Source organism: Moraxella boevrei DSM 14165 (genome assembly GCF_000379845.1).
In the GTDB taxonomy this organism is placed as follows: domain Bacteria; phylum Pseudomonadota; class Gammaproteobacteria; order Pseudomonadales; family Moraxellaceae; genus Faucicola; species Faucicola boevrei.
This window is the reverse complement of sequence record NZ_KB903770.1, coordinates 128,797-151,877: the sequence shown is the minus strand read 5'-3', so window position 1 is coordinate 151,877 and position 23,081 is coordinate 128,797. Positions and strand designations below refer to the sequence as shown.

The 23,081-nt window shown below is 37.3% G+C and carries 24 protein-coding genes; 14 read left to right on the top strand and 10 right to left on the bottom strand.

Annotated features, from left to right (window positions below; genetic code table 11):
* Positions 1-188 precede the first annotated feature (188 nt).
* On the top strand, positions 189-674 hold the full coding sequence (locus A3G3_RS0100755) for a hypothetical protein (RefSeq protein ID WP_019518632.1): 486 nt from the start codon (positions 189-191) through the stop codon (positions 672-674).
* 173 nt (positions 675-847) lie between these two features.
* Positions 848-1,732, top strand: coding sequence for a LysR family transcriptional regulator (locus A3G3_RS0100750; protein WP_019518631.1), 885 nt, complete (start codon positions 848-850; stop codon positions 1,730-1,732).
* 120 nt (positions 1,733-1,852) lie between these two features.
* Here the strand turns inward: A3G3_RS0100750 and A3G3_RS0100745 are convergent, their stop codons facing one another.
* The 5 genes from A3G3_RS0100745 to A3G3_RS0100720 all read right to left on the bottom strand — a co-directional run bounded on the left by A3G3_RS0100745 (position 1,853) and on the right by A3G3_RS0100720 (position 6,533).
* Entirely contained in the window at positions 1,853-2,809 is a 957-nt protein-coding gene (locus tag A3G3_RS0100745) for a manganese-dependent inorganic pyrophosphatase (protein ID WP_019518630.1), read from the bottom strand.
* A 335-nt stretch (positions 2,810-3,144) separates the two neighbouring features.
* Positions 3,145-4,689, bottom strand: coding sequence for a cell envelope integrity protein CreD (gene creD / locus A3G3_RS0100735; protein ID WP_019518628.1), 1,545 nt, complete (start codon positions 4,687-4,689; stop codon positions 3,145-3,147).
* 106 nt (positions 4,690-4,795) lie between these two features.
* Complete coding sequence (locus A3G3_RS14410) at positions 4,796-4,936, bottom strand: hypothetical protein (protein WP_019518627.1); 141 nt, start codon at positions 4,934-4,936, stop codon at positions 4,796-4,798.
* Between the two features lie 23 nt (positions 4,937-4,959).
* The gene (locus A3G3_RS0100725; RefSeq protein ID WP_019518626.1) at positions 4,960-6,144 is read right to left on the bottom strand and encodes an aspartate aminotransferase family protein; all 1,185 of its coding nucleotides are present in this window, start codon (positions 6,142-6,144) and stop codon (positions 4,960-4,962) included.
* 176 nt (positions 6,145-6,320) lie between these two features.
* Entirely contained in the window at positions 6,321-6,533 is a 213-nt protein-coding gene (locus tag A3G3_RS0100720; protein ID WP_019518625.1) for a cold-shock protein, read from the bottom strand.
* Between the two features lie 418 nt (positions 6,534-6,951).
* Here A3G3_RS0100720 and pyrH point away from each other — a divergent pair, with 418 nt between their 5' ends.
* The 5 genes from pyrH to A3G3_RS0100690 all read left to right on the top strand — a co-directional run bounded on the left by pyrH (position 6,952) and on the right by A3G3_RS0100690 (position 10,743).
* Positions 6,952-7,677: a UMP kinase gene (gene pyrH, locus A3G3_RS0100710; RefSeq protein WP_019518623.1), complete on the top strand. Its 726-nt coding sequence runs from the start codon at positions 6,952-6,954 to the stop codon at positions 7,675-7,677.
* Between the two features lie 64 nt (positions 7,678-7,741).
* Entirely contained in the window at positions 7,742-8,296 is a 555-nt protein-coding gene (frr, locus tag A3G3_RS0100705; protein WP_019518622.1) for a ribosome recycling factor, read from the top strand.
* 4 nt (positions 8,297-8,300) lie between these two features.
* Complete coding sequence (uppS, locus tag A3G3_RS0100700; RefSeq protein ID WP_019518621.1) at positions 8,301-9,065, top strand: polyprenyl diphosphate synthase; 765 nt, start codon at positions 8,301-8,303, stop codon at positions 9,063-9,065.
* An 11-nt stretch (positions 9,066-9,076) separates the two neighbouring features.
* Positions 9,077-9,958 carry a phosphatidate cytidylyltransferase gene (locus A3G3_RS0100695; RefSeq protein ID WP_019518620.1) on the top strand — a complete coding sequence of 294 codons (882 nt, stop codon included), beginning with the start codon at positions 9,077-9,079 and terminating at the stop codon, positions 9,956-9,958.
* A 23-nt stretch (positions 9,959-9,981) separates the two neighbouring features.
* The gene (locus tag A3G3_RS0100690; protein WP_019518619.1) at positions 9,982-10,743 is read left to right on the top strand and encodes an esterase/lipase family protein; all 762 of its coding nucleotides are present in this window, start codon (positions 9,982-9,984) and stop codon (positions 10,741-10,743) included.
* Positions 10,744-10,759: 16 nt separating this feature from the next.
* Here the strand turns inward: A3G3_RS0100690 and queG are convergent, their stop codons facing one another.
* Complete coding sequence (queG, locus tag A3G3_RS0100685; protein ID WP_019518618.1) at positions 10,760-11,899, bottom strand: tRNA epoxyqueuosine(34) reductase QueG; 1,140 nt, start codon at positions 11,897-11,899, stop codon at positions 10,760-10,762.
* A gap of 108 nt (positions 11,900-12,007) precedes the next feature.
* Positions 12,008-12,451 carry a DUF4124 domain-containing protein gene (locus A3G3_RS0100680; protein ID WP_026212765.1) on the bottom strand — a complete coding sequence of 148 codons (444 nt, stop codon included), beginning with the start codon at positions 12,449-12,451 and terminating at the stop codon, positions 12,008-12,010.
* A 538-nt stretch (positions 12,452-12,989) separates the two neighbouring features.
* Here A3G3_RS0100680 and A3G3_RS0100675 point away from each other — a divergent pair.
* From A3G3_RS0100675 to ilvC, 6 genes are all read left to right on the top strand, one after another.
* Positions 12,990-14,705 carry an acetolactate synthase 3 large subunit gene (locus tag A3G3_RS0100675; protein ID WP_026212764.1) on the top strand — a complete coding sequence of 572 codons (1,716 nt, stop codon included), beginning with the start codon at positions 12,990-12,992 and terminating at the stop codon, positions 14,703-14,705.
* Entirely contained in the window at positions 14,705-15,196 is a 492-nt protein-coding gene (gene ilvN / locus A3G3_RS0100670; protein ID WP_019518615.1) for an acetolactate synthase small subunit, read from the top strand. Before A3G3_RS0100675 ends, ilvN begins: the two co-directional genes overlap by 1 nt.
* 32 nt (positions 15,197-15,228) lie before the next feature.
* Positions 15,229-15,498 carry a hypothetical protein gene (locus A3G3_RS0100665; protein WP_019518614.1) on the top strand — a complete coding sequence of 90 codons (270 nt, stop codon included), beginning with the start codon at positions 15,229-15,231 and terminating at the stop codon, positions 15,496-15,498.
* Positions 15,485-15,868 carry a PIN domain-containing protein gene (locus tag A3G3_RS0100660; RefSeq protein ID WP_019518613.1) on the top strand — a complete coding sequence of 128 codons (384 nt, stop codon included), beginning with the start codon at positions 15,485-15,487 and terminating at the stop codon, positions 15,866-15,868. The genes A3G3_RS0100665 and A3G3_RS0100660 overlap by 14 nt, the downstream gene beginning before the upstream one ends.
* Before the next feature lie 49 nt (positions 15,869-15,917).
* Positions 15,918-16,400, top strand: a complete 483-nt coding sequence (locus A3G3_RS0100655) for a hypothetical protein (RefSeq protein ID WP_019518612.1) — start codon at positions 15,918-15,920, stop codon at positions 16,398-16,400.
* A 120-nt stretch (positions 16,401-16,520) separates the two neighbouring features.
* Positions 16,521-17,543 (top strand): ketol-acid reductoisomerase, encoded by a 1,023-nt coding sequence (gene ilvC / locus A3G3_RS0100650; protein WP_019518611.1) that lies wholly within the window; start codon positions 16,521-16,523, stop codon positions 17,541-17,543.
* 63 nt (positions 17,544-17,606) lie between these two features.
* Here ilvC and A3G3_RS0100645 read toward each other — a convergent pair whose 3' ends face one another.
* From A3G3_RS0100645 to A3G3_RS0100635, 3 genes are all read right to left on the bottom strand, one after another.
* Positions 17,607-18,206: a glutathione S-transferase N-terminal domain-containing protein gene (locus A3G3_RS0100645; protein WP_019518610.1), complete on the bottom strand. Its 600-nt coding sequence runs from the start codon at positions 18,204-18,206 to the stop codon at positions 17,607-17,609.
* Positions 18,207-18,313: 107 nt separating this feature from the next.
* Positions 18,314-20,275, bottom strand: coding sequence for an AlwI family type II restriction endonuclease (locus tag A3G3_RS0100640; RefSeq protein ID WP_019518609.1), 1,962 nt, complete (start codon positions 20,273-20,275; stop codon positions 18,314-18,316).
* A 9-nt stretch (positions 20,276-20,284) separates the two neighbouring features.
* Positions 20,285-22,231 carry a Dam family site-specific DNA-(adenine-N6)-methyltransferase gene (locus A3G3_RS0100635; protein WP_019518608.1) on the bottom strand — a complete coding sequence of 649 codons (1,947 nt, stop codon included), beginning with the start codon at positions 22,229-22,231 and terminating at the stop codon, positions 20,285-20,287.
* Between the two features lie 178 nt (positions 22,232-22,409).
* On the opposite strand from A3G3_RS0100635, the gene A3G3_RS0100630 reads away from it, so the two are divergent.
* Positions 22,410-22,916 (top strand): hypothetical protein, encoded by a 507-nt coding sequence (locus tag A3G3_RS0100630; RefSeq protein ID WP_019518607.1) that lies wholly within the window; start codon positions 22,410-22,412, stop codon positions 22,914-22,916.
* Positions 22,917-23,081: the final 165 nt, after the last annotated feature.

Below are 23,081 nucleotides of genomic sequence, written 5' to 3'. Positions count from 1 at the left end.
TTATAACTTTTTGGAATGATTTTTGCCCAACTTTTAATTTGATTATAACAAAAATTTTGGCAAAAATAAAAGCGATTGCCAGTTTTTCACAATTATTAACCAAAAAACTCTTGAAATTTTTATTGATAAATTTTAAATGGGGGGTAGAATATGCTGTTATTTTTTAGAGTTATTAAAGGCGTTATAAAATGAGATTGATAATTTTACTTGCAATTTTTGGAGCGTTGTATTACGGTTATCCAAAATATCAAGATAAAAAACTTGCGGAACAAATTCGTACGGAATTGAAAAAACCGATTTATGATAAATTGCCTGCCAACGTTGCCTCTGAAATGTCACTTAATATTGAAAATAATTATCCTGTGATTAATTATCAAATTAAACTTAAAAATTTCACAAAATCACAATATCCCCCAGAAATCATTAAGAAAATGAAAACCGTTGGCTTTATTTCCTCCTGCAAAGCACTTTATGATCTGGGTACGAAAACCAATGAGTATGGTCGAGAAATGCTTGCTACAATAATCAAAGAAGACCAAATTCAAATTTCTTATACAGTTAAAGATAAATTGGGGGATTTAGTTTATGAAGATAAGCGTCCTGTAAGCAGTTGTACCAATTTTGATACTTTGGAAGCAGGCGGAATACCTTATATTCCTGAACCTTTATTTTGATCTTATCATCACAACGCAAAATTTTTATAACCCAAAGATTTTGCGTTTTTTTCAGATTTTTTACAGATTATCCTTATCAAAACCTTGCAATTTATCCCAACTTCTATATAATAATATGTAATAGATTCAAAAATTTTACAAACTTTTATTTATGCGAAAATAGGACGCAGTTGATGAACACCACCAATCTCAACACCTTTTTGGCAGTCATGCAGACAGGCAGTATCTCACAAGCGGCGGACAAACTATTTATCACGCAACCCGCCGTGTCAAAACGCATCAAAAATCTTGAAGATGAATTTAATGTAACTCTTTTTGACACCGTGGGACGTGGCATTATTCCAACCCAAGCCGCTCATGACCTGATGCCACACGCTAGACGCTGGTTGGATGATTATGATAATCTAAAAATTAATTTAAAAAATCGTCAACAATCCGTTTCGGGTAAACTCGTCATCGGTACGAGCCACCACATCGGTTTGCACCATTTACCCGCTGTGTTAAAACAATTTATCCAAAACTACCCAACCGTACAGTTAGAAGTGCATTTTGTGGATAGCGAACAGGCACACAAAGCGGTACTAGACGGTGATTTGTCTATGGCGTTTTTGACCCTACCGCCTGTTTATGATAAGCGTTTGAATTATCATACATTGTGGTCTGACCCTTTACATTTTGTAACAGGAACTTTGTCATCTTTGGCACAAAAAAGCAATGTAACCTTAGAACTATTAGCAAATTATCCTGCGATTTTACCTGCGGCAAATACGTTTACTAGTCAAATCACGCTGTCAGAATTTGCTAAACATAATCTTAAGCCCTATGCAACCATGTCCACCAATCCGCTAGAGTCTATCCGTATGCTGGTATCAGTGGGGCTTGGTTGGTCGGTATTGCCCGAAACCTTGATTAGCTCAGATTTGCAAATCGTGAGTATGAATGAACCGATTGAAATGCAACGCTACCTTGGTTTGGTAACCAATCCAAACATCACCGTTTCGGCGAGCATGTCGGCATTGTTAGAAATGTTAGGCGTAGATTTACCAAATAAGCATTAATTAGGTGTTAAATAAAATGCTTCCGTTCGTCTTGAGTTTGTTGAACCATAACACCATAACAGAAACCGACACTTCGACAAGCTCAAGACGAACGGTTTTCTTTTTAAAATCCAATAAAAACTAACGTTCGGCAAGAAAGTTTTCTAACGCAGGGACGATTTGTTTTTTTCGGCTCACCTTATTGCCAATGCTTAACAAATTATCCTGCATTTCACTATGAAACACTTGAGTCATGAACGAATTTTGGGTGTCGTCACTGGCGATTAGCCAAGATTGCTGGGCGAGAATATCTACCACGATTACCAACAAATAATCCAAGTTACTTTGTGTTTTTAAGCGAATAGACGCTTGTTGCAAGGCATCTTTACGAGCAAAAATCTGGCTTGGGTTCACCGTTTCAATACAACTAATACCAATGTGTAGCGGATTTTTGTCTTTATCAAAACTAAATTGTTTAAAATCACTATTAATTAATTCTAAATCAGTTAAATGCTCAACATGACTTTTGGCATCAAATAATTGTTTGGCAAAACTATCTAAATCCTTGATATCAGCGATGTTGCTAAGCTGTTTTAGAGCAAAGCGGTCTTGTGCGGTAGCGGTTGGACTGTGTAAGTTTAGCGTATCGGAAATAATCGCCCCACACATCAAGGTTGCTAAATTTTTTGGTGGTGTCAATGTCAGCTCTTGATACATCAAAAACAAGAGCGTACAGGTTGAACCGACAGGTTGCAAGCGAATATAGACAGGCTCGCTCGTGGTTAAGTCACCGAGTTTGTGGTGGTCAATGACGTATTGTATTTGATAATCGTTTAAATTGGCGATAGATTGTCCGCTTTCATTATGGTCAACCAAGGCGATAGCTTGCCCTTGTGGTAAGTCTGGCAGGGAAGGTGGTACGGAAATATTGACAAGATTTAACAAAAATTGCGTTTCAGGATTGGTATTATCCAGTCGGTAAGCGGTGGCTTTAATGTGTTGTTGAGCTAGCCAATCTTGCATGACAATAGCGGAAACAATCGCGTCTGTGTCGGGTTTTTTATGTCCAAAAATGGCAATAGTGGTTGTATTTTCCATAACTCGCTCGTTTGTTTATTAAAAAGGTAGCTGTTAATTGTAACATAGTTTTAACGGTTGCAAAAAGAAAAACGGTATTTAACAAGATTTTGTCAAATACCATTTTTTTAAATTTGTCTTGATTTACCTTTATAATTGCCCAATTTTTTCACAAATTTGGTGTTGAAAATTGATTAAGATTCCCAATGTAGGCACGGCAAGCCAATGCACAAACTCAATGTAATTCAAATTTTGTTGGCCTAATTCTGCCAGAATAAGGGTTTTATGTTTACCTAAAAAATATTGATGGTTAACGTACTGATTTTTCATGGTTTTATTCCTTGATACATGGTGGTTTATTCAGGGTTATTGTTTGTCATCATTGCCAATGTTTCAGGGGTTTTTTCACGTGTTTCGCCGATTTGATACCAGTCAATGTTGCGAGTTAAGAACATGACGATGGCTAATAACACAAAGCAGAATACCGCACCGAGTAGTAAATTCATGCCTTCGCTTGCCAAAATTAGATAAAATCCTGCGTATAAACCGCCTAAAATTGCCGAAAAAATCGCACTTCGTAGCCAACTTTTTAACACAAAAAACGTATAGCAACCAATCAATCCTACGCACGCCAGCGATGCAATGCTGTAGGCTTGCCAAAAGGCGATGTGTTCTGCAAAGGATAATAACAACACATAAAATACCAATAAACCAGTCGCTACCAAGCCGTATTGAATGGGGTGAATACGTAAATCTTTTAATACTTCAAATAAAAAGAAGGTGCCAAATGATACCACGATTAACAGTAACGCATATTTTAAAGTGCGATCTGTTTGGGTATAAGTGTCATTACTTTCCACAAAAGCGGTACTTAGCCAGTTCCCATCATTGCCATTCAGAAAATAACAGTTGGTGGCGTTGACATATAGGCATTCGCTAACGGTTTTATTGTTTTCAGTGGCTAAAAACTGATTTTGCCATTTTGCAACAAAACCTGTTGGGCTAAAATTTTTGGTCGGTAAGGCTTTGCCAAAAAATTTTGGGTCTTGCCAATTGGATTGTAAATTTAAACCAAAATTATCCCCCAATGGCATTACATGAAAACTGTCAATCCCTACTAATTCAAGCTCTATATTAACTGCTAAATCTGCCTTGGATGCCCATTGGCTACGTTGTATTTCGTTGTTAAACATCTCAGCAAGGCTGACTTCTACATATTTAATTTCTGGAATTTCTTGGACCTTGGGAAATTCAGCGGTGTATTTTTTACCGTTAATCGTCACTTTTGGCAAAGTCACGCCACGTAAATCCGAAATCGGAATAATCAATTTTGCTGTTTGCCAATCGTAAAAACGTGGGGTCGGTTTAGCAGGTTGTTTTGGTGTTTCTTTGGCTAAGTTTTGTGGATTAGTTTGTGGGGCTGCTTGGCTGTTGGCTGGCGTGGCAGATACGGTTGTCACTTCAACGTTATTTTTTGCTTCTATTGTTGATTCTACGCTACCGCCTGTGATGAGTTGATAGCCTTGTTCAGTTTTTTCAATAAGTGGGGCAAGTTGTAGATACTTGCCAAGGTTAAATTGTTGGTTAATACTTAATTTATTGTTATAACTAATTGCATGATAAATACTGCGATGATAGTCTTTATCGCTGACGTTGGCTTGAGATTTTATGTCACTTTGTGTCGCAAAATTTGGGATATGCACGCCTTGCGAATTGGCGACGGCAATAAATGGCGTCATGACATATTGGTCGCTGACGTGGGTTGCTTTGATGTCATCCATCACTTGGTGGTAATATTGTTGACGTTCATCAATAATTCCGCTAACAAATGCAAGAGCAATGGCAAATAGCCCGCAGAGTAGGGCAATCGTCATTAATTTGGAAAATAGGGTTTTTTGCATAATCTTTTCCTTTTTTTGTGAATTTGCCACAGTATAAAAAATGAATATGCAAAAATTTTGGAAGTTTTATGAAAAAATGATGAAAAATTTTGGAAAAAGTGAATTGTTAATCAAATGGATTAATATATTTTAAAAAACTTAATAATGCCCACAAAAATAGGTTAAAACTTTGTTGTAAAAAACTGATAATAGACAAAATTATCGCCAAAATAAACACAAAATATGCCAATAATCGCCATATGCTCATCAGCTTTCCCCATATTTTTAATATTAATCTAGTGCACCTTTAATCAATTTAACCAAACGTTCACCTATTTCTTGTGTTTCACTGACCGTTAAATTTAGCGGTGGTAGCAAGCGAATGGCATTGCCCCCTGCCACATTAATAATCAACCGATGATTATCACGAGCTTTGTCCACCAAACTGGTAAAATCAATGCTTCTATCGGTTGGCAAAACCACACCGAGCATCATGCCAGCCCCACGCACATTGACGTTATCCTTGGCAAGATTGTCTAATAAGTAATTTTTTAAAATATCATGGGTTTTAATCACATTGTCTAATAAATTTTCATCATGAATCACATCTATCACTTCACTGACAATTCGGCACGCCAGCGGTGTGCCACCATAGGTTGAACCATGTGAGCCGTAACTAAAAATATCATTGGCACGCCCCAACGTCATACACGCCCCAACGGGAAAACCATTGCCCAATCCTTTAGCGGTTGTCAAAATGTCAGGTTTTATTTGGCTGTGTTGATAGGCAAAGTATTTGCCTGTGCGTCCGTTGCCTGTTTGCACTTCGTCCAAAATCATTAATAAATCATGCTTATCACAAATTTGGCGGACTTGGGTCAAAAACTCAAAACCATTGTCCGCTGTGCGTACGCCACTTTCACCTTGAATAGGTTCTAGCATAATCGCACAAATATCGTCAAATTCGTTTAAGGCGTGTTCAATCGCTACAATATCGCCAAACGGCACACGCACAAAATCATCATCTAAGGTAAAAAATCCTGCACGAGCGGTCGGGTTAGCGGTTGCTGAAACGGTCAAAAGCGTACGACCATGAAACGCATTGTCCATGACAATCACACGGGCTTTTTGTTGTCCACGTTGGTGGGCAAATAGGCGAGCCATTTTTAATCCTGCTTCGTTGGCTTCCGCCCCACTATTGGCAAAAAATACTTTGTCCATGCCTGCACGTTGGCACAGTTTTTCGCCTGCTTTTTCTTGCCAATCAATGCCAAATAAATTGCTAGTATGTACAAGTGTACTTACTTGTTCGGCAATCGCTTGGTTAATGCGTGGATGGCAATGCCCCAGACCGCACACGGCAATACCTGTCAAAGCGTCTAAATAAGCGGTATTATCTGCGGTAAAAAGGTAACTGCCTTGTCCTTTGACAAAACTGATTGGTTGGCGTTTATAGGTGGGAAGTAGATAACTCATCAGCGTGTCCGTTTTTTAAATGATCAACAGAGCCTTAGCATACTATATTTCTTGTTATTTTTTCAATATTCATGTAAAAAAATCATCGCAAAACGATAGCAAAAATTCGCCATAAAAAAAAGACAAGCTATAAAACTTGTCTTCTTACTATCTTTATTATCTAATTTTAATTAAAATTAGATAGCTTCAATTTGTTCAGCTTGTGGGCCTTTTTGACCTTCGCTTAGAACAAAGCTGACACGTTGGTTCTCTTTTAAGGTTTTAAAACCTGAACCTTGGATAGCACTATAGTGTGCAAATACGTCTTGCCCGCCATTGTCTTGAGCGATGAAGCCAAAACCTTTGCTTTCGTTGAACCATTTAACAGTTCCAGTTACTTTATCTGACATAAGAAAATCCTAATTAAAAAAGTTGATGATATATTAATCAAGTTACAAGGTTTTAACGAGCGTGAACTGCGTTAAAGGTGTAAAAAAAATTGTAACTATTATTGCAGGATTTTTTGCCAAAATGGATAAAAAAAGACTGAACAAAGCTAACTTGGTTTTGATTTACAAAAATTGATAACATTTAAAATGTTAAAGCTTTAACTTAACTAACGCTGATAAGTATAACCTAGTTTTGTGATTTTAGCCAATGTTTTATGCAACTTTTATGTAATTTTTTTTGTAAAGCTTAAAACTTGGCAAAGTTTATATGAATTTTTGATGAAAAAAAGTTTTTTTATGAAAATTGGTATCAAAAAAAGCAAACTTTTGGTAAAATTAGCCGATTTTAAAGTTTAACAACCACAAAAAAAGGTGAAGTATGTCCGACAAAGCCCCCCGTTATAATCGCATTTTACTAAAACTCTCTGGTGAAGCCCTTGCAGGTGCAAATGATATGGGTATTGACTCTGGCGTGCTTGATAGTATGAGTTTGTCCATTGCTCATTTGGTTGGGCTTGGCGTGCAGGTGGGTATTGTCGTGGGTGGCGGTAATTTGTACCGTGGTAGCCAGCTCCAAAAACAGGGGTTGGTTGGGCGAGTGACAGGTGACCAAATGGGTATGCTTGCCACGGTGATGAACGGTTTAGCGATGCGTGATGCCCTAGAACGCCGTAATATCAAATGCCGTCTGATGTCTGCAATGCAAATTGGTGAAGTATGTGAAAATTATAGCAGTCGCAATGCCATTCGTTATCTAAAAAATGGCGAAGTGTGTGTGTTTGTCGCAGGGACAGGCAATCCGTTTTTTACCACCGATACCGCTGCTTGCTTGCGTGGGATTGAAATTGAAGCCAATTTGATTTTAAAAGCGACCAAAGTTGATGGCGTGTATAATAAAGATCCAAACACCTATGAAGATGCGGTAAAATATGATGAATTGACCTTTGACCAAGTACTTGACCAAAAATTGGGGGTGATGGACTTGACCGCCATTGCCTTGTGCCGTGAGCATAACGTGCCATTGCAAGTGTTTGATATGAGTAAAGCCAATGCCTTGCTCAATGTGGTTATGGGTGAGCCTGAAGGTACAAAAGTTTATCACTAATTTGCAAATTTTACCCAGTTGAATTTGTTTTAATCTATATTTCTATTTATTAAAAGGAAATCTTATGACGAAAGATGTACAAACCAAAGCCGAAACCCAAATGCAAAAAGCAATTGAAGCTCTAGAAAATGCGTTTAGCAAACTGCGTACAGGACGGGCTCATCCAGGGATTTTATCAGGCGTTATGGTGTCTGCTTATGGTTCAGAGATGCCATTAAACCAAGTCGCCAGTATTAATGTGGAAGATAATCGCACGCTTTTGGTACAACCGTTTGACCGCAGCATGGTGCAAGCGGTGGACAAAGCCATTCGTGAGTCGGATTTGGGCTTAAACCCAATGAGTGCCGAAGTTATCCGTGTGCCATTACCTGCATTGACCGAAGAGACACGTAAAGATATGCAAAAATTGGCTCGTGCCGAAGCGGAACATAGCCGTGTCTCTATTCGTAATGCACGCCGTGACGCAAACAATGAATTAAAAGCCTTGGCAAAAGATAAGCAAATCAGCGAAGATGACGAACGCCGTGCAACCGATGTTATCCAAAAAATGACGGACAAATACACTGATAGCGTGGATAAAAAATTGTCAACTAAAGAAAAAGAGCTAATGGAAGTTTAACCCAGTGTCAACTTCTGTGCTTGCTTCTGTGGATGTATCTGCCCTGCCAAAACATATTGCCATTATTATGGACGGTAATAACCGCTATGCCAAAGCACATGGTTTAGCGACTGGTGGTGGACATTTGGCAGGGAAAGATGCCCTTGACCCAATTGTGGAACATTGTGCTAGAATTGGTGTGCGTGTGTTAACCGTATTCGCGTTTTCTAGTGAAAATTGGCAACGTCCACCCAATGAAGTGGCGTTGTTGATGCAGTTGTTAGAACAAGCCATTTACGACCAACTACCCCGCATGTTTCGCCATGAAATTGCCTTGCGATTTATCGGTGATAGAAGTCAATTAGCACCGCATTTGCAAACCCTAATGGCAGATGCCGAAGCCAAAACCGCCCATTTTGACAAAATGACGTTGGTGATTGCGGTGAGTTATGGCGGTCAATGGGATATTACCAATGCGAGCCGACAATTAGCCAAAGCGGTTGCATATGGTCAGTTAACAGCAGATGTGATTGATGAACACCAGTTGGCAAAATATTTGTCATTGGCGGATTTACCTGCGGTAGATATGTTGGTGAGAACAGGGGGGGATTATCGGATTTCTAACTTTTTGTTATGGCAGTCTGCTTATGCGGAGCTTTTTTTTACCGAAACCTTGTGGCCTGATTTTAGCAGTGATGAATTAGATACGATGATAGCCACCTTTGTCAATCGTGAACGGCGGTTTGGTAAAACATCGGAACAAATCGCACAAACATCTGAAGAAGATTAAAAGGAAAGGTCATGTGGGAACGCATTAGAACCGCAATTGTCTTGCTAATCATCGTGGGAACGGCAATGTTTGCTACCCGTGCCAATCTATTGATTATGCCGTTGTTGTTAATCATGGTAACGGTGTCAGGCTACGAATGGGCAAAAATGTTACCACCATTGTCTGGCTTGCCAAATCGCTCTTTGTATAGTGACAGGGCAGGCGAGACGGCATTACCACGCCAACAAAAACATCATATCATGTATGCGTTATGTGTATTAAAATTGGCATTGGTGAGTTTATTTTTGCCAAAAATTTGGCTAATATGGTGGGGCTTAGCAAGTATTTTGTGGCTGTTTGCGGTGAATTGGGTGGCAAATTTCCCCAATAAAACCGAAAATTGGTACGGTAAACGTTTGATTGCAATGGGTTTAATCATGCTTACCGCTACCGCTACCGCCATGTATAGCCTATGGCAAGTGTCGGCATGGTGGCTGTTATATGTGTTTGTGTTAGTATGGTGTGCCGATAGCGGTGCTTATTTTGTTGGTCGTAAGCTCGGTAAACGCAAAATGTCGCCCCATGTCTCACCCAACAAAAGCGTGGAAGGCTTAATCGGCGGTATCGCAACAGGCGTACTGGTGGTGTTTGGTGTGAGTTTTGGGCTGTTAAATGATTGGTCAGGCGTGGCGATTGGGCTGTTTTTGCTGTTATCGGTGATAACCATTGTGATGTCGGTATTTGGTGATTTGTTTGAGTCCATGATGAAACGTCATGCAGGCATTAAGGACTCTGGGCGGATTTTACCAGGGCATGGCGGTGTGCTAGACCGCATTGACTCGCAACTGTCGGCGATGCCAATTTTTGCATTGGGCTTTTGGCTGATGCGATATTTTGGCTTGGTTTATGTGTAATTAATTGAATAAGAAGGATTTTTATGAAAAAATTAGCTTTGTTTATTTCTTTATTTAGTTTGGCAAGTGTTGCTCATGCCGTTGAGTTAAGCAAAACCCGCCCTGTATTGTTAGTACATGGTTGGGAGATGTATTCTGTTGCTAAAACGGATTGTGCCAATAAATTTCGCCCTATTATCAACGAGTTAAAAAACCAAGGTTTTACTGGTCCATTTTTAACCGTTACTTATTATCAAGATAGTACTAACTGTGATATTAATTTGGCAAAATATAATGCTAAATTAAGCAAAAATAGCAGTTGGCGTGACATTGGGCAAGTATTTTCCAATTATGTGTTTGATAAATATAGCCGTTTTGGGCAACCTGTGGATGTTTTAGGGCATTCTATGGGCGGTTTGGTCGTGCGTAGTGCGATTTTAGGTGGCTATGAATATCAAACAGGTTTTTCCAATATATTGGTGGAAGATGCTGTTACGGTCGCTACACCGCATTTAGGTTCGAGTGTTTCTGCATTTTGTATTTATGCTCAATGTAAAAGTTTATCACCGACTAATCCAGACTTTCGCTGGTTATCAGGCAATGTTAAACCTAATGGTATGACAGACATTGACTGGTCGGTGCAAGGCTCGACGCTTGATGCTCTTGTTAACACCAATAGTAGCATGGCAATGGGGCTAGATGCACGCCATAAAAAATTATTTAACGGTTTGAGCCATAATAATCAACTGACCAATCCAATATCGGTGAGTTATATGGTAAAAAGTCTAGGTACATCAGAGCAATAACGCCAATAGTCAACCTTCAACCTTTAGATTTTTTCGTCTGCTCATTAATCGCCCAATCAATGTGAATTTGTGCATTTTCACTTAAGGTTGGGCGTTTTTCTGTTAATTTCTCAATAATTATTTGGTCAAAAGGGGCATTGCCAAGAGCGATAGCAATATTTCGCATAAAATTATCATAACCTGTACGCCGTAACGGACTGCCTTCGGTATTTGCCAAAAATATCGCTTCATCCCACGCCCACAAATCCAACAAAGTACTGTTATCCAAGTCATGACGTGGGTTAAAGTCATCAATTTTTGCCAATTTAGCAAATTTATTCCAAGGGCAAATTAACTGGCAATCATCACAACCAAAAATTTTATTGCCCATCTTTGCACGCAATTCTACAGGAATTTCACCGTCTAATTCTATCGTTAAATATGAAATGCACAAACGAGCATCAACGAGCTGTTCAGCAATAATCGCCCCCGTCGGACAAATATCCATACACGCCGAACAACTACCACAATGAGCTTGAACGGGACTATCTGCAGGTAATGGCAAACTCGTGAATAACTCACCCAATACAAAAAATGACCCGCTCTTTTGGTTAATTAATAGCGTGTGTTTGCCTGTCCAACCCAGCCCTGCTTGCTCAGCCAAAGGACGTTCAAAAACTGGTGCAGAGTCGCTAAATGGACGAAATACAAAATCATCAGCAAATGATGGATAATCGTTTTTTAATTTTTCATGAATGCGTAAAGCCAATGTTTTAAGACGACTTCGCATAATTTTGTGGTAATCTCGTCCACGAGCATAGCGTGCGATAATCGCATGATTGGGGCGGTCATTGTCGGGAATGGCACGTTTTGGTGGTGGCGTTACCAAGTAATCCAAACGCACACTTAAAATACTTTGCGTGCCTGCAACCAATAAGGCAGGATTGGCACGTTTATCCTGATTTTCATGAAAAAATTTCATTTTGCCATGATGTCCATCAGCAAGCCATTGTTGCAGTTTTTCTAATTGTTCGGGAAAAATCGGATTGTCAGGATGTACCACACCACAGTCAGAAAAGCCTAAATCTAACGCTTGTTGTTTAATCCAAGCTTTTAAAAGATGTAAATTATTATCAGAATTATCTAAAGCATCAAGCGTTTGGATGGGGATTTTCATAAAAACTTAAAATTTAAACTAAAAAAATTAGCAAATAAATCAACTTTATTTGCTAATTTAAAGGATTTCTTTTGAATATGTTTAATCAATTAACCGAATTCACCAAGGTTATTTACAATATTGATTAATTGCTTGTTGAGCTTGTTGACGTTTTAACTCAATTTCACGTCCGTCAAGGTATTTACGCTCGCCTTTAGCATCCATCTCATAGACACGACCGCCAACATTTAAGTTCGCAAGGTTATTTTGTAGCGATTTACAACGCTCTTTGTCTTGCTCGGCTTGTTGGGCTTCTAGGTCAGCGATACGTTGTTGTTCTGGGCTAAGCGGAGCAGTTGGTTGACCGTTTGCACCTGTGGTTGCAGTTTGAGTCATGCTTGACGGCATAATATCACGGGTATTTATCACTTGAACCTTGTTTAAATCCACACCATTAGTCGGTGCGTATTGGCTATAATGTGGGGTGCCGTTGGCATCTGTCCACTTGTAATAAGTGGCTGAATTGGCTGATAAAGCGGTCATAGAAAGCAATAAAAGAGCGAAATATTTCATAGTTTTCCTACCCAAAAAAGATTAAAATCGGTAATATGTGGCTTAGATTAACATAACTTTAACAATAACGCAAAAAAAGATGATAAATGAACCCAAAAAAATGATAAAACTCACTTATATTAAAACTTAAATTTTTTATTTTAAATTAATTCATAAAAAAAAGTTATATAAAACAAACGTATTTTTTTCTTGACTTTATCAATAAAAAAAACGATGATAGGCATTACTTAGTCAATAGCAAAAAATTACCGTTTTTTGTTATTAATGGTTGTCATTTTTTGAATTACAATCAATGTTAGACTTATCGGTTAGCAGACAAGTGATTTTTTAAAATTCTTCTACTTTGCCTTTATGGGTTTTAGCTGTCATTTACCCTGCTAATCTAATGTTTTTATGATAAATTTTATATGGAATTAAAAAGGTGAAGACAGTGGTAGATACAACGCAATCTCCTAATATGACTGGTGAAAATCAGTCCGCCCACGCCGCTCCCAATTTTGATAAAAAAACTGATATCGCCTCGCAAGGAATGCCTGTGATGTTATCTGGGGCTGAGCTTTTGGTTCAAGCCTTGATTGATGAAGGGGTGGAGTATATTTTTGGCTACCCTGGTGGGGCGGTGCTACACATTTATGATGCCCTTTTTAAACAAGATAAAATTGAGCATGTTTTAGTTCGCCACGAGCAGGCGGCAGGGCACATGGCGGACGCTTATAGCCGTGTGACAGGTAAGACAGGCGTTGTTTTGGCAACCTCAGGTCCTGGTGCGACAAACACCGTTACCGCCATCGCCACCGCTTTTATGGACAGCATTCCGATGGTGGTGTTGGCAGGGCAAGTGCCCGCCAGTCTTATCGGTGATGATGCCTTTCAAGAGTGCGACATGATTGGCGTGTCTCGCCCTATTGTCAAGCATAGCTTTCAGGTGCGTCATGCCAGCGAAATCCCAACCCTTATCCGTAAAGCCTTTTATATCGCAAGCTCAGGCAGACCCGGTCCTGTCGTGATTGACATTCCAAAGGACAAAACCGCACCCAATGAAAAATATCCTTACCACTTCCCAGAAAATGTGAGTTTACGTTCTTATCAGCCGTCTATCAAAGGTCATGTGGGGCAGATTCGTAAGGCAGTTGAGCTACTTTTATCGGCAAAACGCCCTGTGCTGTACTCAGGCGGTGGGGTGATTGCCAGTGATGCAAGTCATGAACTGCGAGAGCTTGCTCATCATTTGAATCTGCCTGTGACCAATACTTTAATGGGGCTTGGGGCATTTGCAGGTTCTGACCGTCAATTCTTGGGTATGCTTGGTATGCATGGTACTTATGAAGCAAATATGACCATGCACAACGCCGACGTGATTTTGGCGGTTGGGGCAAGGTTTGATGACCGTGTGACCAACAATGTACAAAAATTCTGCCCAAATGCTAAAATTGTTCACATTGATATTGACCCAACGTCTATTTCAAAAACGGTGAATGTCCACGTGCCAATCGTGGGCGATGTAAAAACCGTGCTAACCGCCATGGTCGCTATGGTCAAAGACAGCGGTCAAAAGCTTGATGAGCCTGCTTTGCATGACTGGTGGTCACAAATTAATGAGTGGCGAAAACGCCATGGCTTACGCTACAATACCGACACCAGCACAGGCATAAAACCCCAGCACGTCGTGGAGCGTCTGCACGCTTTAACAGATGGCAAGGCGATTATCACAAGTGATGTGGGGCAACATCAGATGTTCGCTGCCCTTTATTATAAATACGATGAGCCACGCCAATGGCTAAACTCAGGCGGACTTGGTACGATGGGGGTTGGCTTGCCGTATGCGATGGGGGCAAAATTGGCTTGCCCTGCTCGTGATGTGGTGTGTATCACAGGCGAAGGCTCTATTCAGATGAACATTCAAGAGTTATCCACTTGTTTGCAGTATAATTTGCCTGTCAAGATTTTAAATTTAAACAACGCCCAACTTGGTATGGTTAAACAATGGCAAGACATGATTTATGAAGGGCGTCATTCTCAGTCGTATATGAACTCTTTGCCTGATTTTATCAAATTGGCAGAGAGCTATGGGCATATCGGCATTCAAATCACAGACCCTGCAAAACTTGATGAACAGCTTGCGTGGGCGTTGGCACAAAAAGACAAGCTTGTGTTTATTGATGTGATTGTAGATAGGAATGAGCACGTGTATCCTATGCAGATTGCAGGGCAATCCATGCGTGATATGTGGCTTGGTAAAGGGGAGCGTTCATAATGCGGTATTTAATTTCAGTTTTAATGGAAAACGAAGCAGGGTCATTGTCTCGTGTGGTCGGATTATTTTCTCAACGTGGCTATAACATTGAAACGCTAAACGTCGCCCCAACAGACGACCCAACCTTGTCTCGCTTGACCTTGACGACCAATGTCAGCCTTGAGAAAATTGAACAAATCACCAAACAATTACATAAATTGATTGAAATTGTCAAAGTGATTGAATTGTCAGAGATTGTCCACGTTGAGCGAGAGCTTATGCTCATCAAAGTGCGTGCCACAGGCGTCAATCGTGAAGAAATCAAGCGAAATGCGGATATTTTTCGGGCTCAAATCGTGGACGTTACCCCAAGTATCTATACCATTCAGATTGTCGGTGATTCAGAAAAATTAGACGGTTTTATTGATGTCATGGGCAAAGATAAGATTTTGGAAGTGGTTCGCTCTGGGGTGATTGGTATCGCTCGTGGCGAAAAGACATTGGCAGTTTGATGTCGTGATTATGAAATAATGGGTAAATAACGATGATAACGCAAAATCTAAGTTTAGATTTTAAAGTTACAGGTCAAGATGCTTATTGGCTTTTGGAGTTTTGTCAAAAAAATAATACACAGCCACAAGTCGTATTTGCAAATTTATTTCAAAGTTTTAAATCTACTAACAATTCTGTAAAACCTGTTGTCAAAAAATCTGATTATGCGGGTGGGTTGGCTGAATTTGCCAATCCTACCTTGATTTCTTTGGAAGAGCAAGCAGTAGAAATGGCAGTTAAGGCAAAGTATGGTATTGATTGATACTAATATTGTGCTTAGGTTTTTATTACAAGACCACGAAACATTAAGCTTACAAGCCAAAGATATTATTGATAATCATATCACTATTTGTTTAAATGCTGTACTTTATGAAGTTATTCATGTATTGCAAAGTGTGTATCAGATTGACCGCCAACGCATTGCTGATAAATTATTAGTATTGTTTGAAAACAGTATTATTGAAAGTGAGAATACTCAAGTTACCATAAAAGCCTTGACTATTTTTAAAGAAACCTCATTGGATTTTATGGATTGTTTATTGCTGGCTTATCATATTGTTGATAATGATGCCATTTATTCTTTTGATAAAAAAGTGAATAATTATCTAAAAAGAGTAAATGGTGAAATTTAATTCAACCCACGCCCCTTAGTTTTATGGGCATTATTTTAAGGAGTATTTTATGAACAATGCCACAATGCATCAAATCCTAATAGAGAGTGGTTGGTTGGATAATCTTAATTGTGATGGTTGTGTACATACCAATGTTAATGACCTGCGTCAATATATTTTAGAAAATCTTGCCAACCCAAATGGCGAATCAGGTGTATTACTATTGACCGAAGGGTGTTTTGATTCGGAAAATTTGTACGACCCTTATTATACATTGAATGATATGTACAACCTAGCGGTTGGCGATGTTGATGAACAGGCATTTATGAATGCCTTTAAAGATGCTTACGAAACACCAGAAGCGTTATTTGATGATGCCAATCGCTTTTTGGCAAGTCAAGGAGTGGATAAGGCGTTTTATATCTTACCCCAAGTTGACCAAATGGTTTTTTATGTATATAAGCCGATTGCGGTATATCAAAAGGCATTAGAGTTGGGATTGCCTTTGGATGTGGTGTATAATGAGTTTTGGGAAGATGATGAGTATGAGTAAAGACATATAATGATAACCCAAACCATTAAAAACACACCAAGAACCTAATATATTTGTATTGTTTTAACCACAAACCCACGCCCTTATGTTTATGACGGGTATTATTTTAAGGAAACCCTTATGAGTTTAAATATTTTTTATGACAAAGATTGTGATTTGTCTATCATTCAAGGCAAAAAAGTTGCCATCATCGGTTACGGTTCACAAGGTCACGCCCACGCTCTTAATTTAAAAGACTCAGGCGTTGATGTGACCGTGGGCTTGCGTGCAGGCTCACATTCATGGAAAAAAGCTGAAAGTGCAGGCTTAAAAGTTGCTGAAACGGCAGACGCTGTAAAAGGTGCCGATTTGGTGATGATTTTAACGCCTGACGAATTTCAAAAACAACTGTATGCCAACGTGATTGAGCCAAACATCAAAGAAGGGGCGACACTTGCATTCGCACACGGTTTTGCCATTCATTACAACCAAGTTGTACCACGCAAAGACTTAGACGTCATCATGGTTGCTCCAAAAGCCCCAGGTCATACCGTGCGTTCAGAGTTTGTAAACGGTGGTGGTATTCCTGACTTAATCGCTGTTTACCAAGACGCATCAGGTCAAGCCAAACAAGTAGCTTTATCTTACGCATCAGGCGTTGGTGGTGGGCGTTCTGGTATTATTGAGACCACCTTTAAAGACGAAACCGAAACCGACCTATTTGGCGAGCAAGCCGTTCTGTGCGGTGGTGCGGTTGAGCTTGTTAAGATGGGCTTTGAAACCTTGGTTGAAGCAGGCTATGCCCCAGAGATGGCGTATTTTGAATGCTTACACGAATTAAAATTAATCGTTGATTTGATGTATCAAGGCGGTATCGCTGATATGAACTACTCAATCTCTAACAACGCTGAATTTGGCGAATATGTGACAGGCATTGAGGTCATCAATGACAAGTCCCGTGAAGCGATGCGTCATGCCTTAAAACGTATCCAATCTGGTGAATACGCCAAAATGTTTATCGCTGAAGGTCAGTTAAACTACCCATCAATGACCGCTCGCCGTCGTCAAACTGCTGAGCATGAGATTGAAAAAACAGGGGCTAAACTGCGTGCGATGATGCCTTGGATTACCGAAAGCAAAATTATTGATAAAGAGAAAAATTAATTTTAGCTTTTCATCTTTGTTAAAAATAACCGCTAACTTATTTTGGTTGGCGGTTGTTTTCTTTTATAGCTGTTGTATAGAAGAAGGTTGTCTTTCTAGGGATTTGGTTGAGAGTTTTTGCATAAGCTCGCTATTTTCAAAGGCTTGTACAGCTTGTTGGTTTTCTACACTTAGCGTTTGATATGCTTCTGGTAAACGAATACTAATCCAAATTAAGCCACATAACAAGATTTTATCGCCCCAATCATTACTATCAGCAGAGAGTTTGGGCAGGTTTGGCAGAGTTTGTTTTAATAAATTGGTAGAACGAGAGACGAAAGGATGAGGTGCCTGCCCTGTAGCACCAAAACGTTCCGTAGAATAGGCTCTTACTCCTTGAGCGATAATACCTAGAGCTTTAGCAATGCGTGGCAAATTGTAAATAGGATTAGTACTATATACTTCTGGTGCGATTGCTTGAATGATTATTGGTGTTTCGGTGATGACTTCGCCAGTTTTCCAGACTAAGGCTGGTACTTGGCTAAAAGAATTGACAGCGGTTAATTCACTCGGATTTTCCCAAGGTAGGACAAACTTTAATTGCAAATCAATCTTTTGTAAATAAGCAATCATTAACAGTATACGAGTGTATGGGCTTGTGGTGCTAATATACAGGGTTTGCATGGTGTTATCTCCAAAAATTAATCAGTTATTATCATCAAATTTATTCAATTTAGCAAGTTGTGTTAAAAAACAACCAGAGTTAAGAATAGATTAAGGCTTTACAATACTCATTCACATAGATTTAAATTTATGTGAGATGACCACTCATGCGGTTTAATATCTTGATTGTGAAAATTATCAAAAAGCCGATACAAATCACGATATTTTTTATCTTGCTGTAAAGCGATTTTTAGCCAAGCTGTATCAATAGGAATAATTTTCATACCTTCTAAATATTCATCATTTTTACCATAATAAGGCATATTTTTTCTGGAACGAAAATCTGCGATAACATTCCGATGTAAAAAGGTACTGATAAAAATCGCATAATCATTGAATTCTTTGTATTTTAATAAATAATCGCCCAAATGCCGTGATACAGGCTCAAGTTCCATTCTGCGTTGATTGTTGTCAGTTGCTAGAGTTGCTTCAATTAATACATCATGCTTTGGATAATGTGGTGTTTGCTCATATTTATAAATAATATCTGCATATCCACCAGAAGCATGCGTTTTTGGTAATAAATTGGCTTCTAATGACAAATTCATAAATTGTAAAATGTCGCCTTTTCGCTCACTAATTTCATACCAAATAATTCCCAAAACATACTCAAAAATCGTTGGAATATCTGCCTCATCAGTAACTAATTTATGAATTTCTTTATCATTACGACTTTCAAAATAATCTAGTAAACTTAATAATGTTTTTTTGTCAAATCTTTCATTAATTAATTTTGTAAAACGCCGATAACGTTCATAGCTTAATAAAGAATGAACCTGATTGGAATTTGTAACTTTAACCCTGTAGTCTTGACTAATTTGTTTATAAATTTGTTTTTTGTTAATAACTAAAGATGAATGTATTTGATTTAAGTCGACATTGTTATGCAAATTTATATTTTTTTCATAAGCTACTTGATATAATTCATCAATAACATCATCAAAAAAATATTTTGGCAAAATATCAAACTGTACTTTTTGTTCATCAAAAATAAGTGTATTGGTTAAATTAAAATAGCGTCTATTTAAGTCAAAATAATCTTCTAAAGTTGACATGGCTTTAAAAACATGTAAATATTTAAAAAATATGGGTTTTATTACTGATATCAATTGACAATTTGCAAATTCTGATTTGTCATTTAATGCACTTCTACCTAACTTTTTCACGGATTTTTCATTGGTGTGTTTAAAAATATAAGGTAACCATTTTTTCGCTTGTTTGGTTTTTTTGATAGCTTGGTATAATTCAATAATTTTGTTGTCATTATTTTTAACAAAAACTTCTACAAGATTTAAAAATAAATCATAATAGGGTTTATCGTAAGTACGGCTTTTACGGTTCATACCGATAATACAAATTAAATCTTCACTAATTTCATTGTTTATTAATAAGTTCAAAGTACTTTGTATATTAGTTAATTTTCTTAAGGTCTGATAGATTACTTCTGTAATACCAACTTTATTTTGGCGATAGAGTGGAATTTGTTCTATAATTGTTTGTGTAGTTGTATCAGATATACATAAAGGTAGGAAATAGGTAAATTCAGCATAGCTCAAATAATTAAATTCTGTTAAAAGTTTGGCTAAAACAATGTAGGGACGAACAATACCATTATCTACTTTTAAACTGGTTTTTAATAACTGTTTAAGATATAGATAACTATCCGTTTCTAATTCAAAAAAATTGTTTGTTGTAAAATCATGTTGCTTAGATGTGTTTAGCAATATTTGTCCAGCTTCAGTTAATTCACGATTATTGGTTAATAATCCAATATCGACCAATCCTGAAGTCTTTTCTCTAGCATCTTTATCTTTACGAGTTGCATCACCTGTGATAAAGGATTGTTCTTGCATAAAATCATAATAGATTTTTTGTAAAGCACTATTCCATTGCCATGTTTGATATTGTTTACGTAGTTCATCTAACATGGCTAATTGTAATTCAATCTTTAAATTTAGTTGGGCAGTGCGAAAACTGGTTGTGCCCAATACCCAACAAAAACTTTGATAAGCGATATTCGGTAATGTCATTTTTTCACCTTAATAATTTGTGATTAACACTTCAATGCTTTTACTTTCTTTATATTTGCGTTGATAATTGCTATTGGTATAGCTTTTTTCTAAATAATGGCAGTGATAATGGTTGTTATTTATCCAATTTTGTAAAATATCATTGGTTCTATTTTTTGCTACAAGTACATTAGAAAGAGCAAATTTAAGACCTAATTTATTAATTTTGTCTAAAAAAATTAACAAATCATTCTCATCTTGTTCATGCCAACCCCCATTCTCATTATAGCCTGCCAATGTAATTAAATAAGGTGGGTCGCAATAAATCAAGGTGTCTTTTGGCAATATGGTTAAATCAAAATTTCTAAAATCTTGATTAGCAAAATTGATATTTTTAGATTTCAGCATTTCAGAAAATAAAATTAATTTTTCACGCATTTTTTCATTAAAATCACGCTTACCAACAGGTAAATTAAACTCACCTTTTTTATTAAAACGAATTTGATTATTAAATGCAAAAACAATTAAAATATACAAAAGTAAAATATCTTTTGATTGATTATAATCTTGACGTAACTTTAAAAAATTATCTTTATTATAAGCTGACAAACCTGCATCGCTATCGCAATGATAAAATTTGTAACCATATCGAGTTGTGTTTGATAATTGATATTTTTCAATTATTTTACTAATTTTTAATAATAAATCACGTGTATCTGTATTTTTAATAAATTCAAATAATTCAATAATTTTTCTATTTACATCATTTAAAATAATTTGATCAGCATCTGAATTAATGCCGACATTGGCTCCACCTGCAAATAAATCTACGAAATAAGTTGTCTTTGGTAGTAACGGATAAATTTGATTTAATAATTTAAATTTACCACCTTGGTAATTCAAAGGACTAGCAATAAAATTTTGTTTCTTATTTTGAAAAACTTCACACAAAAATAAGCGTTCCGTATTGTCATTAATATCACTTTTGCCTGTAGAAAAAGGCTTATAATCTTGTTCGAATACAGTAACTTTACCTTTTTTGCTTAAAATTCTTAAAATATCATCATCACTAATTTTAGCATTTGAACGTTCATTACCTTTATTTGCCATATTATTATATGATAATAAAATATATTTCGCCTTCGCTTCAATAATCAAGTATTCAAACGCATTTGTTGCTTGAATAGTACAATAATCACTTTTAATGTGTGAGCGGTTCATTTTGCGAGCTACCCCAAATACAGCCGGTTTTTGCCATTTTGCTACATTCTCAAGCAAATGATAGGCATCGCTATATTGCCTAGAGTTATAAGGTGGGTCAAGATATAATAAATCGCATTCTATACTTTTAATTAAGTCATTAGCATCTTTATTAAAGCATTGATTGTTTAAATTTAAATTATTATTTGGAAAAATAAGTGATAAAATCAATGGCTTATCTTGCTTTATCTTTTTGCGATAAGCGTCATAATGTCCCACAGTATTAGCAATTTTATCCATCGCATATAATAAAGATGTTATCAGGATAGCATATTCTTTAAAATTAATGTCTTTATTTGTGTACAAAATTTCAATATTTTCACGAATGTAGCCAATTTTACTACAATTATCTGCCGAAAAAAATGTATTGGCAAAATTCTTACGCATATAATTATTTTCGGAGGTATGAATACTATTAAATTCATAAATTAGATCAATCATTTTTTGATTATCATAATCTTGTGGCAAAAACCATGCACAATTGCTAATGTAGTTGGCATATAAGATATCGTTTGTAATTATTTTTTTATCTAAAAAAATATTGGCAACAGCTCCTGTTCCACTAAAAATATCACAAACACTGGAAATATTTTTGCAATGATTTTCAACAGTGTTTTTAATAAAATCAGACAACGCAAACTTATTACCCAGATAACGCCTATTATTGATTTGAATTTGTTTGGTGAAATGCGGATAATCATCTAGTAACTTTGACATAAAAATCTATATTCTTAACAAAAATCCCTAAATTTTAGCATAAATTACTTTGATGACAAGTTTTATTTTATTACTTGTAATAATTAGCTTTTGTACCAATCTTTTAGCAAAAGTGGGTTTTTTTACAACCCATTTTACGATACAATGGCAACCTTGATTTTATCGGCAATGAGATGTTATGACCACCGCAGTTTTATTCACCTTATCCATGAACCCACTGAACCCACTTTCTTTGTTTAGCTTTACATGGGCAGACATTGATTGGCAAGCCACTTATTTGCTCGGTTCGCTTGTCATGGCGGTCTTGGTGATTTACGAAGCGATAAATTTGTACGGCTCAGCAGGCAGGCTCTCTGAAGATTCTTGGGTGCATTTGGTATCACTATTGGACGTGGTGTGGCTGATTGTGTCGGCGGTGGCGTTGTATTATGTTAATTTTGAACGTTTTGCCATGATTATTCCAACCATTTTTATCGTGTATAATTTGTTTGGTTGGGGCTATAGTATGTACTTGCTCAAAGATGACGTTGATGCCATGAATATCGAAACCCTAGAAGACATCGTCGTGCCAAAGCCCTACATCGATTATTCCATGGCATTTGGCGTGGTGGCATTGACAGCACTCGGTGCGTTGGTGGTGTATTTGTTAAGCAAGGGGCTATTGGCGTTCTCCGCTTTTATCTAATACAAAGGATTATAACTCAAATTTTACAAAATCACCTGATTATTGTAACCAATTACCAAAAAGTCAGAAAAAACTGATTTTTTTTGTTGTGATATTTTTACATACCGCTTACAATAGGCGTTATTTTAGGTATAACCATTGATTGCAACCAATGTTTTTTTATAA

Excerpts from the sequence above, each read along its gene's own strand:
- A3G3_RS0100635 (WP_019518608.1), bottom strand. The coding sequence starts at position 22,231 with ATGTCAAAGTTACTAGATGATTATCCGCATTTCACCAAACAAATTCAA.
- A3G3_RS0100645 (WP_019518610.1), bottom strand. The coding sequence starts at position 18,206 with ATGCAAACCCTGTATATTAGCACCACAAGCCCATACACTCGTATACTG.
- creD (WP_019518628.1), bottom strand. The coding sequence starts at position 4,689 with ATGCAAAAAACCCTATTTTCCAAATTAATGACGATTGCCCTACTCTGC.
- A3G3_RS14410 (WP_019518627.1), bottom strand. The coding sequence starts at position 4,936 with ATGAGCATATGGCGATTATTGGCATATTTTGTGTTTATTTTGGCGATA.
- A3G3_RS0100665 (WP_019518614.1), top strand. The coding sequence starts at position 15,229 with ATGATAACGCAAAATCTAAGTTTAGATTTTAAAGTTACAGGTCAAGAT.
- pyrH (WP_019518623.1), top strand. The coding sequence starts at position 6,952 with ATGTCCGACAAAGCCCCCCGTTATAATCGCATTTTACTAAAACTCTCT.
- A3G3_RS0100750 (WP_019518631.1), top strand. The coding sequence starts at position 848 with ATGAACACCACCAATCTCAACACCTTTTTGGCAGTCATGCAGACAGGC.
- A3G3_RS0100680 (WP_026212765.1), bottom strand. The coding sequence starts at position 12,451 with ATGAAATATTTCGCTCTTTTATTGCTTTCTATGACCGCTTTATCAGCC.
- A3G3_RS0100745 (WP_019518630.1), bottom strand. The coding sequence starts at position 2,809 with ATGGAAAATACAACCACTATTGCCATTTTTGGACATAAAAAACCCGAC.
- A3G3_RS0100640 (WP_019518609.1), bottom strand. The coding sequence starts at position 20,275 with ATGACATTACCGAATATCGCTTATCAAAGTTTTTGTTGGGTATTGGGC.
- A3G3_RS0100675 (WP_026212764.1), top strand. The coding sequence starts at position 12,990 with ATGTTATCTGGGGCTGAGCTTTTGGTTCAAGCCTTGATTGATGAAGGG.
- queG (WP_019518618.1), bottom strand. The coding sequence starts at position 11,899 with ATGAAAATCCCCATCCAAACGCTTGATGCTTTAGATAATTCTGATAAT.
- A3G3_RS0100720 (WP_019518625.1), bottom strand. The coding sequence starts at position 6,533 with ATGTCAGATAAAGTAACTGGAACTGTTAAATGGTTCAACGAAAGCAAA.
- A3G3_RS0100630 (WP_019518607.1), top strand. The coding sequence starts at position 22,410 with ATGACCACCGCAGTTTTATTCACCTTATCCATGAACCCACTGAACCCA.
- A3G3_RS0100660 (WP_019518613.1), top strand. The coding sequence starts at position 15,485 with ATGGTATTGATTGATACTAATATTGTGCTTAGGTTTTTATTACAAGAC.
- frr (WP_019518622.1), top strand. The coding sequence starts at position 7,742 with ATGACGAAAGATGTACAAACCAAAGCCGAAACCCAAATGCAAAAAGCA.
- A3G3_RS0100695 (WP_019518620.1), top strand. The coding sequence starts at position 9,077 with ATGTGGGAACGCATTAGAACCGCAATTGTCTTGCTAATCATCGTGGGA.
- A3G3_RS0100655 (WP_019518612.1), top strand. The coding sequence starts at position 15,918 with ATGAACAATGCCACAATGCATCAAATCCTAATAGAGAGTGGTTGGTTG.
- ilvN (WP_019518615.1), top strand. The coding sequence starts at position 14,705 with ATGCGGTATTTAATTTCAGTTTTAATGGAAAACGAAGCAGGGTCATTG.
- A3G3_RS0100755 (WP_019518632.1), top strand. The coding sequence starts at position 189 with ATGAGATTGATAATTTTACTTGCAATTTTTGGAGCGTTGTATTACGGT.
- ilvC (WP_019518611.1), top strand. The coding sequence starts at position 16,521 with ATGAGTTTAAATATTTTTTATGACAAAGATTGTGATTTGTCTATCATT.
- A3G3_RS0100690 (WP_019518619.1), top strand. The coding sequence starts at position 9,982 with ATGAAAAAATTAGCTTTGTTTATTTCTTTATTTAGTTTGGCAAGTGTT.
- A3G3_RS0100725 (WP_019518626.1), bottom strand. The coding sequence starts at position 6,144 with ATGAGTTATCTACTTCCCACCTATAAACGCCAACCAATCAGTTTTGTC.